At 68.6% G+C, this 14731-nt stretch carries 15 protein-coding genes; 9 read left to right on the plus strand and 6 right to left on the minus strand.

What is annotated here, in order from left to right; translation table 11 throughout:
• Positions 1-385 precede the first annotated feature (385 nt).
• A complete protein-coding gene (dnaA, locus tag ACZ7FF_RS10440) occupies positions 386-2341 on the minus strand; it encodes a chromosomal replication initiator protein DnaA (RefSeq protein WP_470811112.1) in 1956 nt (651 codons plus the stop codon).
• 396 nt (positions 2342-2737) lie between these two features.
• On the opposite strand from dnaA, the gene rpmH reads away from it, so the two are divergent.
• The 9 genes from rpmH (at position 2738) to ACZ7FF_RS10485 (ending at position 9727) form a co-directional block, all read left to right on the plus strand.
• Positions 2738-2875: a 50S ribosomal protein L34 gene (rpmH, locus tag ACZ7FF_RS10445; protein WP_003956500.1), complete on the plus strand. Its 138-nt coding sequence runs from the start codon at positions 2738-2740 to the stop codon at positions 2873-2875.
• 21 nt (positions 2876-2896) lie between these two features.
• Positions 2897-3268, plus strand: a complete 372-nt coding sequence (rnpA, locus tag ACZ7FF_RS10450; RefSeq protein WP_470811114.1) for a ribonuclease P protein component — start codon at positions 2897-2899, stop codon at positions 3266-3268.
• Positions 3265-3639, plus strand: coding sequence for a membrane protein insertion efficiency factor YidD (gene yidD / locus ACZ7FF_RS10455; protein ID WP_470811116.1), 375 nt, complete (start codon positions 3265-3267; stop codon positions 3637-3639). Before rnpA ends, yidD begins: the two co-directional genes overlap by 4 nt.
• 3 nt (positions 3640-3642) lie before the next feature.
• A complete protein-coding gene (yidC, locus tag ACZ7FF_RS10460; RefSeq protein WP_470811118.1) occupies positions 3643-4953 on the plus strand; it encodes a membrane protein insertase YidC in 1311 nt (436 codons plus the stop codon).
• 15 nt (positions 4954-4968) lie between these two features.
• Positions 4969-5481 carry a Jag family protein gene (locus tag ACZ7FF_RS10465; RefSeq protein ID WP_470811119.1) on the plus strand — a complete coding sequence of 171 codons (513 nt, stop codon included), beginning with the start codon at positions 4969-4971 and terminating at the stop codon, positions 5479-5481.
• Positions 5482-5599: 118 nt separating this feature from the next.
• The gene (rsmG, locus tag ACZ7FF_RS10470; protein ID WP_470811121.1) at positions 5600-6316 is read left to right on the plus strand and encodes a 16S rRNA (guanine(527)-N(7))-methyltransferase RsmG; all 717 of its coding nucleotides are present in this window, start codon (positions 5600-5602) and stop codon (positions 6314-6316) included.
• A 290-nt stretch (positions 6317-6606) separates the two neighbouring features.
• Positions 6607-7680 carry a ParA family protein gene (locus tag ACZ7FF_RS10475; protein WP_470811457.1) on the plus strand — a complete coding sequence of 358 codons (1074 nt, stop codon included), beginning with the start codon at positions 6607-6609 and terminating at the stop codon, positions 7678-7680.
• Positions 7677-8777 (plus strand): ParB/RepB/Spo0J family partition protein, encoded by a 1101-nt coding sequence (locus tag ACZ7FF_RS10480; protein ID WP_470811123.1) that lies wholly within the window; start codon positions 7677-7679, stop codon positions 8775-8777. The genes ACZ7FF_RS10475 and ACZ7FF_RS10480 overlap by 4 nt, the downstream gene beginning before the upstream one ends.
• A 332-nt stretch (positions 8778-9109) precedes the next feature.
• The gene (locus tag ACZ7FF_RS10485) at positions 9110-9727 is read left to right on the plus strand and encodes a GNAT family N-acetyltransferase (RefSeq protein WP_470811124.1); all 618 of its coding nucleotides are present in this window, start codon (positions 9110-9112) and stop codon (positions 9725-9727) included.
• Positions 9728-9801: 74 nt separating this feature from the next.
• Here ACZ7FF_RS10485 and trxA read toward each other — a convergent pair whose 3' ends face one another.
• From trxA to ACZ7FF_RS10510, 5 genes are all read right to left on the minus strand, one after another.
• Positions 9802-10131 carry a thioredoxin gene (gene trxA / locus ACZ7FF_RS10490; RefSeq protein WP_470811126.1) on the minus strand — a complete coding sequence of 110 codons (330 nt, stop codon included), beginning with the start codon at positions 10129-10131 and terminating at the stop codon, positions 9802-9804.
• Positions 10132-10177: 46 nt separating this feature from the next.
• Positions 10178-11149: a thioredoxin-disulfide reductase gene (gene trxB / locus ACZ7FF_RS10495; protein ID WP_470811128.1), complete on the minus strand. Its 972-nt coding sequence runs from the start codon at positions 11147-11149 to the stop codon at positions 10178-10180.
• A 153-nt stretch (positions 11150-11302) separates the two neighbouring features.
• Positions 11303-12190, minus strand: a complete 888-nt coding sequence (locus ACZ7FF_RS10500) for an anti-sigma factor family protein (protein ID WP_470811129.1) — start codon at positions 12188-12190, stop codon at positions 11303-11305.
• A complete protein-coding gene (gene sigM / locus ACZ7FF_RS10505) occupies positions 12187-12936 on the minus strand; it encodes an RNA polymerase sigma factor SigM (protein WP_470811131.1) in 750 nt (249 codons plus the stop codon). Before sigM ends, ACZ7FF_RS10500 begins: the two co-directional genes overlap by 4 nt.
• A 28-nt stretch (positions 12937-12964) precedes the next feature.
• On the minus strand, positions 12965-14686 hold the full coding sequence (locus ACZ7FF_RS10510) for a protein kinase family protein (protein ID WP_470811133.1): 1722 nt from the start codon (positions 14684-14686) through the stop codon (positions 12965-12967).
• Positions 14687-14731: the final 45 nt, after the last annotated feature.

Consider the following 14731-nt stretch of genomic DNA (forward strand, 5'->3'; position numbering starts at 1 on the left):
CGCCCCCAGCCTGTGGGTTGCCGGTGGACAACTCCGTGCACAGCCTGTGGATCCCCGCTTCGTCCACAGTCTGTGGAGATCGTTCGTCCACGATTCCACAGGGCACTGAGCTGGGCAGACGCCATATCGTGGGGCTCCCTGTGGACACCGTTCGGGACAACTTCGCAGTCCCCAGGATGTGGAGGGAAGAAAGTCACCGAATCTGTGGAGAGTGGCCGTAACCCGGCACTTAATCGAACAACCGGTGGCGGGCGGGGATCACTCCACCGCTCCGGGAGCGCCGCCCACAGGGCCCTGGACGGCCTGCGAGACCCCTTGAAAACGCCGGAGGGCGCCGCCGGGACCTGATCCCGGGGGCGCCCTCCGCGCGGTCGTGCGGCCGGCGTCAGCCGTTCTTGATGCGGTTCGTCAGCTCCGTCACCTGGTTGTAGATGGAGCGCCGCTCGGCCATCAGCGCGCGGATCTTCCGGTCGGCGTGCATGACGGTCGTGTGGTCCCGGCCGCCGAACTGCGCGCCGATCTTCGGCAGCGACAGGTCGGTCAGCTCACGGCACAGGTACATGGCGATCTGCCGCGCGGTGACGAGCGCGCGCCCGCGCGAGGTGCCGCACAGGTCCTCCACCGTCAGCCCGAAGTAGTCCGCGGTGGCCGCCATGATGGCCGTGGCGGTGATCTCCGGGGCGCTGTCCTCGCCGCCGGGGATCAGGTCCTTCAGCACGATCTCGGTGAGCCCGAGGTCCACCGGCTGCCGGTTGAGCGAGGCGAACGCCGTCACCCGGATCAGCGCGCCCTCCAGCTCACGGATGTTCCGCGAGATCCGGGAGGCGATGAACTCCAGCACCTCCGGGGGGGCGTTGAGCTGCTCCTGCACCGCCTTCTTGCGCAGGATCGCGATGCGCGTCTCCAGCTCGGGCGGCTGGACGTCGGTGATCAGGCCCCACTCGAACCGGTTGCGCAGCCGGTCCTCCAGCGTGACCAGCTGCTTGGGCGGCCGGTCGCTGGAGAGCACGATCTGCTTGTTGGCGTTGTGGAGCGTGTTGAAGGTGTGGAAGAACTCCTCCTGCGTCGACTCCTTGTCCGCGAGGAATTGGATGTCGTCGACGAGCAGGATGTCCATCTCGCGGTAGCGCTTGCGGAAGCTGTCGCCCTTGCCGTCGCGGATCGAGTTGATGAACTCGTTGGTGAACTCCTCCGAGCTGACGTACCGCACGCGCGTGCCCGGGTAGAGGCTGCGCGCGTAGTGCCCGATCGCGTGCAGCAGATGCGTCTTGCCGAGCCCCGACTCCCCGTAGATGAAAAGGGGGTTGTAGGCCTTCGCCGGCGCCTCGGCGACCGCCACGGCGGCCGCGTGCGCGAACCGGTTGGAGGCGCCGATGACGAACGTGTCGAAGAGGTACTTCGGGTTCAGCCGGGCCGTCGGCTCGGCGGGACCGCCCGCGGGCGCGGGCTGCGCGGCCAGCGGGCCGGGGGCACCCGCCGAAGGGGCGTCCGGCCGGCCGTGGCCCTGACGGTGCGCCGGGCCGCCGCCCATCGGCTGCTCCGGCGGCTCGCGCCGGACGGGGTCGCGCTGGTCGTACTCGGTCCGGGACGGCTCGTACTCGGAGCGCTGCGTCTCGTAGTCCCGGCGGGGCGGCTCGTAGTCCGCGCGCGGGTTGTCGTACTCGGAGCGCTGCTGCTCGTAGGAGGGGCGGTCCATGCCCCCCGGGCGGTAGTCCGGGGCGGGCTTGCCGTAGGCGTCCGCACCGGAGCCGTAGGGGTCCTGGGAGGAGGGCGAGGCATAGGGATCGCGCTCGGGGAAGCCGAGCCGCGGCTGCTGCCAGCCGTACTCGTCCTGCCCGGAGCGCGGCCAGGCGCCGGGCTCCGGACGCTGGTACTCGGACGGGTAGGCGGGCCGGGCCATGGGCAGCTGGTCGGAGCGCGACGGCGGCTCGGCGCCCGGGACCTGGTCGGCGCGGTGCCGGCCGTAGCCCTCGTACGACGACGGCCCGGAGGGCAGCTCCGGCTCCTCGTAGCGCGGCTTGGGGGCCTGCTGCGCGGGGGGCGCGGCGGGTGCCGGCGGCTCGCCCGCGGAGTCGTCGACGGTGATCGCGATGCGGATGGGGCGGCCGCACTCGCGGCTCAGCGTCTCGCTGACGATCGGCGCGAGACGGCCCTCCAGTACGTTCTTCGCAAATTCGTTCGGTACGGCGAGCAGGGCGGTGTCCGCGACCAGCGCCAGCGGCTGGCAGCGCCGGATCCAGTGCTCGTCCTTCGACTCGACGCCCTGTCCACGGCCCTCCCCGAGGAGCTGCTCCAGTACTCGTGGCCACACTGCGGCAAGATCGGCAGGTACGTCAGCCACAGGGCACGCTCTCTCACAGGTCCCACGAACGTGTGATCGCGGGACGGGTCGGGGTGTACGTCGGGTGCTCGGCGGGGCAAATCCGCCGGGGCGGGGGACAAAAGAACGAATGGGAGTTCAGCCACGGTAGTCAGCGCGGCCGGTAGGGTTCAAGTTGTTGTCCCCAGCCTGTGGATAGTGTCCCTCAGTGACCCCCGGTTTGACCGGATGGCGTAGCCCCGCGTACCGTGACCAGGTCGAGTTGTCGATGGCTGCTGCCGCCTGCCTCCGATGGGCACAGGTCACTTCAGGTGATTGGGAAGCGGTGCACTCGGGCGTGACGCGAGCTACTCGTGGGCGCACGGTGACAGCCAGGACGGCACCCCGCAACTACCGATTTATTTCTGGAGCCCCCGAGTGAGCAAGCGCACCTTCCAGCCGAACAACCGTCGTCGCGCGAAGACCCACGGCTTCCGGCTGCGTATGCGCACCCGTGCCGGCCGCGCGATTCTCGCGTCCCGCCGTAGCAAGGGTCGCGCCCGCCTGTCCGCCTGATCCCGATCAGGTCATGACGTCGTGCTGCCCACCGAGAACCGGCTGAGGCGGCGCGAGGACTTCGCGACCGCGGTACGACGAGGTCGTCGGGCAGGTCGTCCGACCCTCGTCGTCCACCTTCGTAGCGGTGCCACGGACCCGCACGCGCCTGGGGAGAGCGCTCCTCCGACGCGTGCGGGTTTCGTCGTGAGCAAGGCCGTGGGTGGCGCGGTCGTGCGCAACAAAGTGAAGCGCAGACTGCGCCATCTGATGCGTGACCGAGTCGTCCTGTTTCCCCCCGGTAGCCTGGTAGTCGTACGAGCGCTGCCCGGAGCGGGCGACGCAGACCACGCACAGCTGGCCCGAGACCTGGACGCCGCCCTGGAGCGGCTGATGGGAGGGGGCGCGCGATGAAGTACCCACTGCTGGCCCTGATCAAGCTGTACCAGTGGACGATCAGTCCACTGCTGGGGCCGGTGTGCAAGTACTACCCGTCGTGCTCCCACTACGGCTACACGGCCATCGACCGGCACGGTGCGATCAAGGGAACGGCACTCACCGCCTGGCGCATCCTCCGGTGCAATCCGTGGTCGCTCGGCGGTGTGGACCATGTCCCGCCGCGCAAGCGCCCGCGGTGGCACGAAATGCTGCGCGACGCCTGGCGCGCACGCAAGGGCGGGCCCTCCGCCGCCGAACCGGCCACCGAAGCGAAGCCCGGGGATTCCTCTTCCGAGCTTCCTGCGAGCCCGGCCGCAGAGACCTCGTCCCATGCCCAAGGAGCATGATTAGTGGACACGATTGCCAGCCTCTTCAGCTTCATCACGACACCTGTCTCCTGGGTCATCGTCCAGTTCCACACGGTGTACGGCGCCATCTTCGGCCCCGACACCGGATGGGCCTGGGGCCTGTCCATCGTGTCTCTGGTGATCCTGATCCGCATCTGCCTGGTCCCGCTCTTCGTGAAGCAGATCAAGGCGACCCGGGCCATGCAGACGCTCCAGCCCGAGATGAAGAAGATCCAGGAGCGCTACAAGAACGACAAGCAGCGTCAGTCCGAAGAGATGATGAAGCTGTACAAGGAGTCGGGTACCAACCCGCTCTCCTCGTGCCTTCCCATCCTGGCGCAGTCCCCGTTCTTCTTCGCCCTGTACCACGTGCTCAACGGCATCGCCTCGGGCACGACCATCGGCGTCATCAACGAATCGCTGCTCGCCAGCGCTCGTCAGGCGCACATCTTCGGTGCCCCGCTCGCCGCGAAGTTCAAGGACAGCGCCGCCACCGTCCACGCTCTGGGCGCCACGGTCACCGATGTGCGGGTCGTCACCGCGGTCATGATCATCATGATGTCGGCGTCGCAGTTCTACACGCAGCGCCAGCTGATGACGAAGAACGTCGACACCACGGTCAAGACGCCGTTCATGCAGCAGCAGAAGATGCTGATGTACGTCTTCCCGGTCATGTTCGCCGTCTTCGGCATCAACTTCCCGGTCGGTGTCCTCGTCTACTGGCTGACCACCAACGTGTGGACCATGGGCCAGCAGATGTACGTCATCCACAACAACCCGACCCCGGGTTCCAAGGCCCAGGCCTCCTACCTGGAGCGTCTGACCAAGCACGTCACGCACCACGGCAAGATCCGCCGGCGCAGCGAGAAGAACATCGTCAAGGCGATCGTCGCCAAGGGCCGCGACCGCAACGAGTTCGAGCGCAAGTTCATCAACTCCCTGAGCAAGGCCGGCCTCTCCGCCCAGGCGGACGGCACCGTGACGAAGAGCGTGGCCCAGACCGCCGAGCAGACCGAGGACGGCGAGGCCACCACCACCGCCACCGGTGCGGCCGCCCGGCGCCAGCAGCCCAAGCGTCAGTCCAAGGCCCAGCGTCAGTCCGGCGGGACCAAGCAGACGGGCGACTCCCCCTCCTTGGAGAAGTCCGACTCCGTGGAGCAGTCCGACTCCCTGGAGGAGTCTGACGAGCCGCAGGACACCAAGCCCGCCGCTGCCAAGCAGGCCGGGAAGCCCGCCTCCGGCACCCGCAGCAAGGCCCAGTCCGGCCAGCGCAAGGGTGGCCCGCAGCGGCCCAAGTCCCCGTCCAAGAAGTAAGAAGGAGCCCATCCCGTGACGGAAGGCACCACCTCCGCCGCTGCCGAGGGTGCAGACACCCTCTCCCGCCTCGAGCAGGAGGGTGAGATCGCGGCGGACTACCTGGAGGGTCTGCTGGACATCGCCGACCTCGACGGCGACATCGACATGGACGTCGAGGCCGACCGCGCCTCCGTGTCGATCATCAGCGACACCGGCGGCCGCGACCTGCAGAAGCTGGTCGGCCGGGAAGGCGAGGTGCTGGAGGCGCTGCAGGAGCTGACGCGCCTGGCCGTGCACCGGGAGACCGGCGACCGCAGCCGGCTGATGCTGGACATCGCGGGTTACCGGGCCAAGAAGCGGACCGAGCTGTCCGAGATTGGCGCCAAGGCCGCCGCCGAGGTGAAGAGCTCGGGCGAGCCCGTGAAGCTCAAGCCGATGACCCCGTTCGAGCGCAAGGTCGTGCACGACGCGGTCAAGGCCGCCGGACTGCGCAGCGAGTCCGAGGGCGAGGAGCCGCAGCGGTTCGTCGTCGTGCTGCCGGCCTGATCGGCCTCCTTTGTTTCACCGGCCCCGTCTGTTGAGCAGACGGGGCCGAACTTTGTCAGCCTGGTAGTTCTGGTGGCCGGTGCGCGAAGCGCCGGTGCTGTACGGAAGGACGGTTCCCGTGACGGAGGCAGCGGAGCTTCCCCCCGCGCCCGAGCAGGCGCGCGAAGTGTTCGGTGATCGTTTCGCCGATGCGGTCCGCTACGCGGAACTGCTCGCCGAGGCGGGCGTGCAGCGTGGCCTGATCGGCCCGCGGGAGGTGCCCCGGCTGTGGGAGCGGCACCTGCTGAACTGCGCGGTGCTCTCCGAGGCGGTTCCCGAGGGGGTGACGGTCTGCGACGTCGGCTCCGGTGCCGGACTGCCCGGCATCCCGCTCGCCCTGGTCCGGGAAGACCTGAACATCACGCTGCTGGAGCCCCTGCTGCGGCGCACCAACTTCCTCACCGAGGTCGTCGAGCTGCTCGGCCTGGACCACGTCACCGTAGTGCGTGGGCGGGCCGAGGAGGTCCTGGGGAAGCTGCAGCCGGTCCATGTGGTGACGGCCCGGGCCGTGGCCCCGCTGGACCGCCTGGCCGCCTGGGGGATCCCGCTGCTGCGCCCGTACGGCGAGATGCTGGCACTCAAGGGTGACACTGCCGAGGAGGAGCTGAAGGCCGCGGGGACCGCGCTCAGCAAGCTTGGTGCGGTGGAGACGTCGATCCTTCACGTGGGTGACGGCATCGTCGACCCGCTGTCGACGGTGGTGCGGGTCGAGGTCGGGGAGAGTCCCGGCGGGGTCCGCTTTGCCGCCAAACGGGCGAAGGCGGCACGAGCCGGGCGCGCTCGTCGCCGACGCTGAGTGAGTCGATGACGGCGCGGTCCTGATCCGTCCTGACGACGAGACGTACTCCACACAAGCTGCCAAACCTACGCAGACGGAGTGTCGCGAAGATCCGGTCGCCGCGGCTGTGCATCGTGTTTCACGTGAAACGTCGCTCACTGCTGCACGGCATCATCAGTCGGGGCCGCGCTGCGGCCGAACCCCGTGACCGGAAGCCTCTCGGCGCACTCGGAGAGGCCCCGGAGTTGTCCACAGAGGTGGATTTCTCCACAGAAGAACCGGCCTCACTGGTTCACGACCCCGAAGACATGGGAGGCTCTGTTCATTGCGAGCCTGAAGTCGAGGAGAGTGAATCCGTGCGGTCCGACGCCAACATCGCGGGACCGATGACCGATCCGGTCCCCGGTCCCCGTACCGAGTCGCTGGGGGTGGATGTTTCACGTGAAACACCGCCCCCGATGGACGACACTCCCATCGGTCGTGCGGCCCAACTGGCGGTTGAGGCTCTCGGCCGCGCCGGCGAAGGCCTGCCTCGGCCGGAGCAGACCCGAGTCATCGTTGTCGCCAACCAGAAGGGTGGCGTGGGCAAGACGACGACGACCGTCAACCTTGCCGCTTCGCTGGCTCTGCACGGCAGCCGTGTCCTGGTGATCGACCTCGACCCGCAGGGCAACGCGTCCACGGCCCTCGGGATCGACCACCACGCCGAAGTTCCCTCGATCTATGACGTGTTGGTGGAGAGTAAGCCGCTCGCCGAGGTCGTCCAGCCCGTTTCGGACGTCGAAGGCCTTTTCTGCGCCCCCGCCACCATCGATCTGGCCGGTGCCGAGATCGAGTTGGTGTCCCTCGTGGCGCGGGAGAGCCGCCTGCAACGCGCCATCCAGGCGTACGAGCAGCCGCTGGACTACATCCTCATCGACTGCCCGCCCTCGCTCGGCCTGCTGACGGTCAACGCGCTGGTCGCGGGCCAGGAGGTCCTCATTCCGATCCAGTGCGAGTACTACGCGCTGGAAGGCCTGGGTCAACTGCTGCGCAATGTCGACCTGGTCCGGGGGCACCTCAACCCCGACCTGCATGTGTCGACCATCCTGCTCACCATGTACGACGGCCGGACGCGACTTGCCTCCCAGGTCGCGGAAGAGGTGCGCAGCCACTTCGGTGACGAGGTGCTGCGGACGAGCATTCCCCGCTCGGTCCGTATCTCCGAGGCGCCGAGCTACGGGCAGACGGTGCTGACTTACGATCCAGGATCGAGCGGCGCCCTCTCGTATCTTGAGGCGGCCCGAGAAATCGCGCTGAAGGGCATCGGCGTCAGCTATGACGCGAGCCAGGCCCATATCGGCGCCCAGAACGATCCGAGCATGGTGGAGGGGATCCAGTGAGTGAGCGACGAAGGGGGCTGGGCCGTGGTCTCGGTGCGCTGATCCCTGCTGCCCCGGTCGAGAAGAACCCGGCTCCGTCCGCGATGGGGGGCGCAACGCCCACCTCTTCCGCAGGCACTTCGGTGCTGGCGACCGACCGCGGGGTGGCCGCCGCCAAGGTGACCACGCTGCCGCCTGTTGCCCAGGAGCCCGAGGAGTACCCGGCGAGCCCGGTCGTGGAGACGCCCGCCCCGCCGATGGGTGCCCATTTCGCGGAGATCCCCCTCGACGCCATCACGCCGAACCCTCGCCAGCCGCGCGACGTCTTCGACGAGGACGCCCTCCAGGAGCTGGTCACCTCCATCAAGGAGGTCGGTCTCCTCCAGCCCGTCGTCGTACGGCAGCTGGGCCCCGGCCGCTATGAGCTGATCATGGGCGAGCGCCGTTGGCGTGCGTGCCGTGAGGCCGGCCTGGAGGCCATCCCGGCGATCGTCCGGGCCACGGACGACGAGAAGCTCCTCCTGGACGCCCTGCTGGAGAACCTGCACCGTGCACAGCTGAACCCGCTGGAAGAGGCCGCGGCCTACGACCAGCTCCTGAAGGACTTCAACTGCACGCACGACCAGCTGGCCGACCGGATCGGGCGCTCCCGTCCCCAGGTCTCCAACACCCTGCGTCTGCTGAAGCTTTCGCCGACGGTACAGAAGAGGGTCGCCGCCGGAGTACTCTCCGCCGGACATGCCCGGGCTCTGCTGTCCGTCACGGATTCGGAGGAGCAGGACCGGCTGGCTCACCGCATCGTCGCCGAAGGGCTGTCGGTGCGGGCCGTCGAGGAGATCGTGACCCTCATGGGTTCGCGTCCCCAGAAGCCTCAGAGGGCCAAGGGGCCGCGCGCCGGCTCCCGGCTCTCCCCGGCCCTGAACGAGCTGGCGACGCGGCTGTCGGACCGCTTCGAGACCCGGGTGAAGGTCGACCTCGGGCAGAAGAAGGGCAAGATCACCGTCGAGTTCGCCTCTGTGGAGGACCTGCAGCGGATCCTCGGCACCCTCGCCCCGGGTGAGGGACCGGTGCTCCACAACGAGCTGCCGGACGACGAGGGGGAGGACCAGGACGACTGACCCCGTGCGACCCCGCTGGGTCGCCGTTCGGTCGTGCGGGAGCGGGCCGTGTTCCGGTGAGTACCGGAACACGGCCCGCCCTTTGCTTCAGGCGGTATCGAGTGAATCGCTTCGTGGATACGATGCGAACGGGTATGGCACATCCACCGGACAGCAGCTGCATCTCTGAATGGGGAGACCGGGGCCATGCAATCGATGAGCCGCACCGGACTGGTGAGCGCGGGCCTGAGCCTCGGAGCGGTCGGCGGATTCGTCGGCAGCCTGCTCAGGGAACGCAGCGCTCTGACAGCCGCGCGTGATGCGGCCGGCGAAGGAAGCGAGGAACAGCCTTCATGGGGCGTCGGCTCGTGCCGCTCACGCTGGACAACCTTCAGGACCTTCCCAGGCGGTGCCGCTCGTGTGTCTTCTGGGAGCTGGATCCTGTCAGCGGCGAGGCGGCTGTAAGAGCGGGAAGAGCGGCTGCGGAGAAGGAAGCCTGGATCTCCGCCGTGCTGCTCGACTGGGGATCGTGCGGCCGGCTGGTCTATGTCGATGACGTGCCGGTGGGATTCGTGCTCTACGCCCCTCCGGCCTATGTGCCGCGCTCGTCGGCCTTCCCCACCAGCCCGGTCTCCTCGGACGCCGTCCAGTTGATGACGGCCTTCGTCATGCCCGGATACCAGGGACAGGGGCTGGGCCGGGTGTTGGTGCAGACGGTCGCCAAGGATCTGCTGCGCCGGGGCTTCAAAGCCATAGAGGCGTTCGGTGACGCCCGCTGGAAGGAGCCGGCCTGTCTGCTGCCGGCCGACCATCTCTTGGCCGTGGGTTTCAAGACGGTCCGGCAGCACCCCACGCATCCCCGGCTGCGGCTGGAGCTGCGATCGACGCTCTCCTGGAAGGAAGACGTCGAGATGGCGATCGACCGGCTACTGGGCGCGGTCCAGAAGGAGCCGGTGCTGAGGCCGCTGTAGTCGACGCTCAGCGGAGGACATAAACGAATGGGCCAACCCGAGCGGGTTGGCCCATTCGTGTTTCACGTGAAACGTCACTCGGCGATGAACTCTTCGAGGTCCCGGACGATCGCGGCCTTGGGCTTGGCGCCGACGATGGTCTTGGCGACCTCGCCGCGCTGGTAGACGTTCAGCGTCGGGATGGACATGACGCCGTACTTGGCGGCCGTACCCGGGTTCTCGTCGATGTTGAGCTTGACGATCTCGATCTTGTCGCCGTACTCCTTGGCGATCGCCTCGAGCGAGGGCGCGATCTGGCGGCACGGACCGCACCAGGCAGCCCAGAAGTCCACCAGCACGGGCTTGTCGTTCTTCAGGACGTCCTGCTCGAAGGAGTCGTCGGTCACGTTCTTCAGGTCGGCCACGGCGGGCTCCTTTACTTGGTCGTGCAGTGGGGCGAGGAAGGGAAGGTCAGACGGCCGCGGTCTTCTCGGGCTCCGCCTTGTCCTCGTCCGCGAGAGCGGCGAGGAAGCGCTCGGCGTCCAGAGCGGCGGAGCAGCCGGTGCCGGCCGCGGTGATGGCCTGACGGTAGGTGTGGTCGACCACGTCACCGGCGGCGAAGACACCGGTGACGTTGGTGCGGGTGGACGGGGAGGCGACCTTCAGGTAGCCCTCCTCGTCCAGGTCCAGCTGGCCCTTGAAGAGCTCGGTGCGCGGGTCGTGGCCGATCGCGATGAACAGGCCCGTCACGGGGAGCTCGGACAGCTCTCCGGTCTTGACGTTCCGCAGCTTAAGACCCGAGAGCTTCTGCTCGCCCTGTACCTCGGCGACCTCGCTGTCCCACACGAACTTGATCTTCGGGTCGCCGAAGGCGCGCTCCTGCATCGCCTTGGAGGCGCGGAGCGTGTCACGGCGGTGCACGATCGTCACGGACTTGGCGAAGCGCGAGAGGAAGGTGGCCTCCTCCATCGCGGTGTCGCCGCCGCCGATCACGGCGATGTCCTGGTCCTTGAAGAAGAACCCGTCACAGGTGGCGCACCAGGAGACACCCCGGCCGGAGAGCGCGTCCTCGTTCGGCAGACCGAGCTTGCGGTGCTGGGAACCCGTGGCGACGATGATCGCCTTCGCCCGGTGAACCGTGCCTGCGGTGTCCGTGACCGTCTTGATCTCACTGGTGAGGTCGACCGAGACGATGTCGTCCGAGATCAGCTCGGCGCCGAAGCGCTCGGCCTGCGCCCTCATGTTGTCCATGAGGTCGGGGCCCATGATGCCGTCGCGGAAGCCCGGGAAGTTCTCCACCTCGGTGGTGTTCATCAGCGCGCCACCCGCGGTGACGGCCCCCTCGAACACCAGGGGCTTCAGCGACGCACGGGCGGTGTACAGCCCCGCCGTGTAGCCTGCGGGCCCGGAGCCGATGATGATCACGTTACGGACGTCGCTCACGGCTTTGTTCCTCGTCTCTGGTCTGCGTCAGTCGACCGGTGCGAGCCCCTTTCGAAGCTCTCACCCCACCCAACGGATCCTACGGGGCGCGCATTCCCACTGTGTCCGGGCACACGCGTGCGTGAGGACGACCGATCGAGTACGCGGTCGGACTCAGGGACGAGCGAAGGACTGCTCCGCAAGAACCTTGCCGGCAGATGCTGGCTGCAGCCGGATGCAGGACGCGTCGACGATGTATGCGGTGACGCGCGTGCTGTCGTCGGGGTCCGGGAGAACGACGAGGTAGGCGCTCTTCCCGCCGTAGGTGCCGACCTTCGCGGCCAGGGCCTGGTCGCCCCGGGGGATCGCGTGCCGGACGCAGGTGGGGACCGGGGGCTGGGTCTGCATCAGGGTGTTCGCGCTCTCTGGTGCCCCGGGGGTGTTCTGACCCGTGTCGGCACCGGACCGTGGGTGACTGCTGTAGCCCCGCTGGGTGCTCTTCCTCGCGTCCAGCAGGTCCCGCACCTGGTTCTGGACACTGGCGCCGGAGAAGGCGCTGACGGAGGCGCTCGGCCTGCCTTGAGCCGTCGTGCCGGACGTCCCCCCGCCGAGCGACTGGAACACCAGTGCTCCGGCTCCCAGGACGGCGGCCGTCAGGACACCGCCCAGGGCGATCGTCCTGCGGCGGCGGATCCGCCCACTCCTCTTACGCCCGGGTCCGGTAGCCACCTGCGGGCGTCCGGCAGGGCGGTCGACGGGAGTCGATGTTTCACGTGAAACATCGCCCGTGGTGACCTCTTCCCCGGGAGTACCGAGCAGTGCCTCGGCGGCGAGGGCGGCATCGATGCGCTGGGCCACGTCGAGCGGCATGGGCTCCGGTGCCGGGGCGGTCCCCAACAGCGCCCGGATCTCCTCCAGCGAGGCGTGGACGTCCGCACACGGCTCACACGCTTCCAGATGGCGCTGTATGTCGGTGCTGCGGTCCGGGGAGAGAAGGCCTTCGGTGAGGTCGGAGATCTCCGTGACATCCGGGTGCCCGGCCGTGTCTGTCGTCGACGTCACGCTCGCCCACCTCCGCCCTTCACCGCGGCTGAATCACTCGGTCCTGTGTCCTTGGGATCCCTGCCGGGAGACCCCGTTGCCGGTGGGACGGATGTCCCCTGCACCCGGTTCCGTCCCGGACCACTTTCTTTCGCGCGCCCGGAGCCGTCGAGCTGTGGATCTCCGGAGCCGCCCGGTCGCAGATGGGTGAGCAGTGGCAGAAGCCTGGCTCTGCCCCGGGCGCACCGGCTCTTCACCGTCCCCGTCGGCACATCGAGGATTCGAGCGGCCTCGGCGACGGGGTAGCCCTGCATGTCGACGAGGACGAGGGCCGCCCGCTGCTCCTGCGGAAGGGTGCCGAGCGCTTCGAGGAGCTGGCGGTGCACATCGTTGCGTTCGGCCGGTGCCGAGGCCGACTCGTGGGGCTCCAGCAGCTGCTCCAGCCGCTCGGTGTCGTCCACCGGAGCGGTCTTCCGGGAGGCAGCCTTGCGGGCACGGTCCAGGCACGCGTTCACCGTGATCCGGTGCAGCCAGGTCGTGACGGCCGACTGCCCCCGGAAGGTGTGGGCGGCCCGGTAGGCCGACACCAGGGCATCCTGAACCGCGTCGGCGGCCTCCTCACGGTCCCCCAGGGTCCGCAGTGCGACCGCCCAGAGCCGATCCCGATGCCGCCGCACGATCTCACCGAAGGCATCGGGATCGCCTTCCACATGGCGGGTGAGCAGAGCGTGGTCGCTCACACCGTCGTATCCGGCACCCTCCGCCATCTGCCCCCTCCGGTCCGGGTGAGAGATGTCAGCCCGTGAACTGCACTTCGCCGATGGCCTGCTTGTAGCCGGCCTGGCTGTACAGCGTGGAGTCGTATCCCGAATTCGGCACGGCGGTCAGCCAGACGAGGACGTACCGCGTCTTCACCGGCTTGCTGAGCTTCACCGTGGCGGTGTTGCCCGTCGTCGTGACACTGCCGATCTTGTGCATCGAGCCCAGCGACGGCGGGTTCAGCGAGTCGGCCGAGTACAGCTCGACCGTCGTGTGGTCACCGCCGTAGCGCATGTCGATGGTGGCCGTGCTGAGGTTCTTGCCCGGGCCGAGGTCGTAGACGATGCCGACGCCCGGCTTGTAGGGCGCGATCGTGGGACCTTCGTTGAAGCTCCTGGTCCGCCAGTAGGTGGACGCGTTCCCGTCGTATGTCTTCTGAACGTCGTCCGGGTGCTGGGGGTCGCCCGTGGCGACGAACTCCTGGCTCCCCTGGATCCTTATCGGCGCGGCCTTGATCTTTTGGGCGTTCTTGTCGCCGCCGTCCGTGGTCTGGCTCTTGTTGGTGTCGTTGGACTTGTCGCTCTGGCCCATCAGGGCGTCGGCCAACTGCCAGCTGCCCAGGCCGAGGGCGGCGATGAGGAGGGCGGAGACCGCCCACTTCAGGGCCTTGCCGGTACGGCTCTGCAACGGCGCGGGCGGGGGCGCGATCGGCTGGGTGGCGCCGGGATGCGGCGCCGGGCGGCCGTACGTGCCCTGCTGGTACGTCGTGCGCTGGTACTCCGGCGGTGCCGTGAACGCCGGCTCCGGCGGGCGGATGCGCGGCATCTCGCCGATCGCCTTCACCAGCTCCTCCGGAGTGGTGCAGGCGGCTTCGTGACGGGACGCGGTGGCGCCGTCGTTGACGAGGGCGCGCATGGTCAGTTCGGACAGGCCGCGGTGGATTCCGGCCCGTACCTGGTCCGGCGCGATGAGACCGATGGCCTTGGGCAGGCCCGACAGGCCGTAGGCGTCGTTCTCGTAGGGCCAGCGCTGGGTCAGCGCTGCGTACAGCAGGGCGCCGATCGCCTCGGTGTCGCTGCGCTGCGGGGTGTCGGAGCTGACGCCGCGCAGCGCGGCGTTCACGGCCAGCCCGCGGATGCGCCACTGGCCGGTCGAGGTACGCAGCACGGCGTTGGGGTTCAGCCGCAGATGGGCGAGGCCCTCGCGGTGCGCGGCCGCCATGGCGGAGGCCACCTGACTGACCATCTGGTACGCGTCATGCGGCTCCAGCGGGCCGGCCGCGAGCAGGGTGGTCAGTTCGGTGGCGTCGGGCAGCCATTCGTGCACGACGTAGACGAGGTCGTTCTCCTCGACGGCGTCGAGGACCTGCACGAAGCGCGGATCGCCGAGCAGCGCGGAGGAACGGGATGCAGCGAGGACCGAACGGGCTCGCGCATGGTCCGCCGGCAGCACATGGACGCCGACGGCACGACGGAGTTTCTCGTCGACCGCACGCCAACTGCTGAATCCGTCCAGACGGGTGACGCACTCCTCCAGCCGATAGCGTCTGGCCAGCTTGTGACCGCTGTGGAGTTCGGGAGGCGAGGCCTTCTCCGCGGGACTCGCGATTCCGCCGCTCCCCTGCGCCTCCTCGCTGTCCGTGTCCCGCTCCGGGTTCTTGGCCACCCCGTCGGCCGTGGACTGGTCCGCCTTGGCGGTCAGCGGCTCGTCACCGCTGTTGTCTGCCACGTCGACGGCAGCCGTGCTGCGTTCCGCCACCGTCGTCCCTGCCTCCCCATCCGTTGCACGCTGTCCGACGCCGAA

It is taken from the genome of Streptomyces sp. NPDC037126, assembly GCF_055605965.1.

Coding starts and splice junctions, on each gene's coding strand:
- yidD (WP_470811116.1), top strand. CDS start 3,265: ATGAAGTACCCACTGCTGGCCCTGATCAAGCTGTACCAGTGGACGATC.
- ACZ7FF_RS10475 (WP_470811457.1), top strand. CDS start 6,607: ATGGGAGGCTCTGTTCATTGCGAGCCTGAAGTCGAGGAGAGTGAATCC.
- ACZ7FF_RS10485 (WP_470811124.1), top strand. CDS start 9,110: ATGGGGCGTCGGCTCGTGCCGCTCACGCTGGACAACCTTCAGGACCTT.
- sigM (WP_470811131.1), bottom strand. CDS start 12,936: ATGGCGGAGGGTGCCGGATACGACGGTGTGAGCGACCACGCTCTGCTC.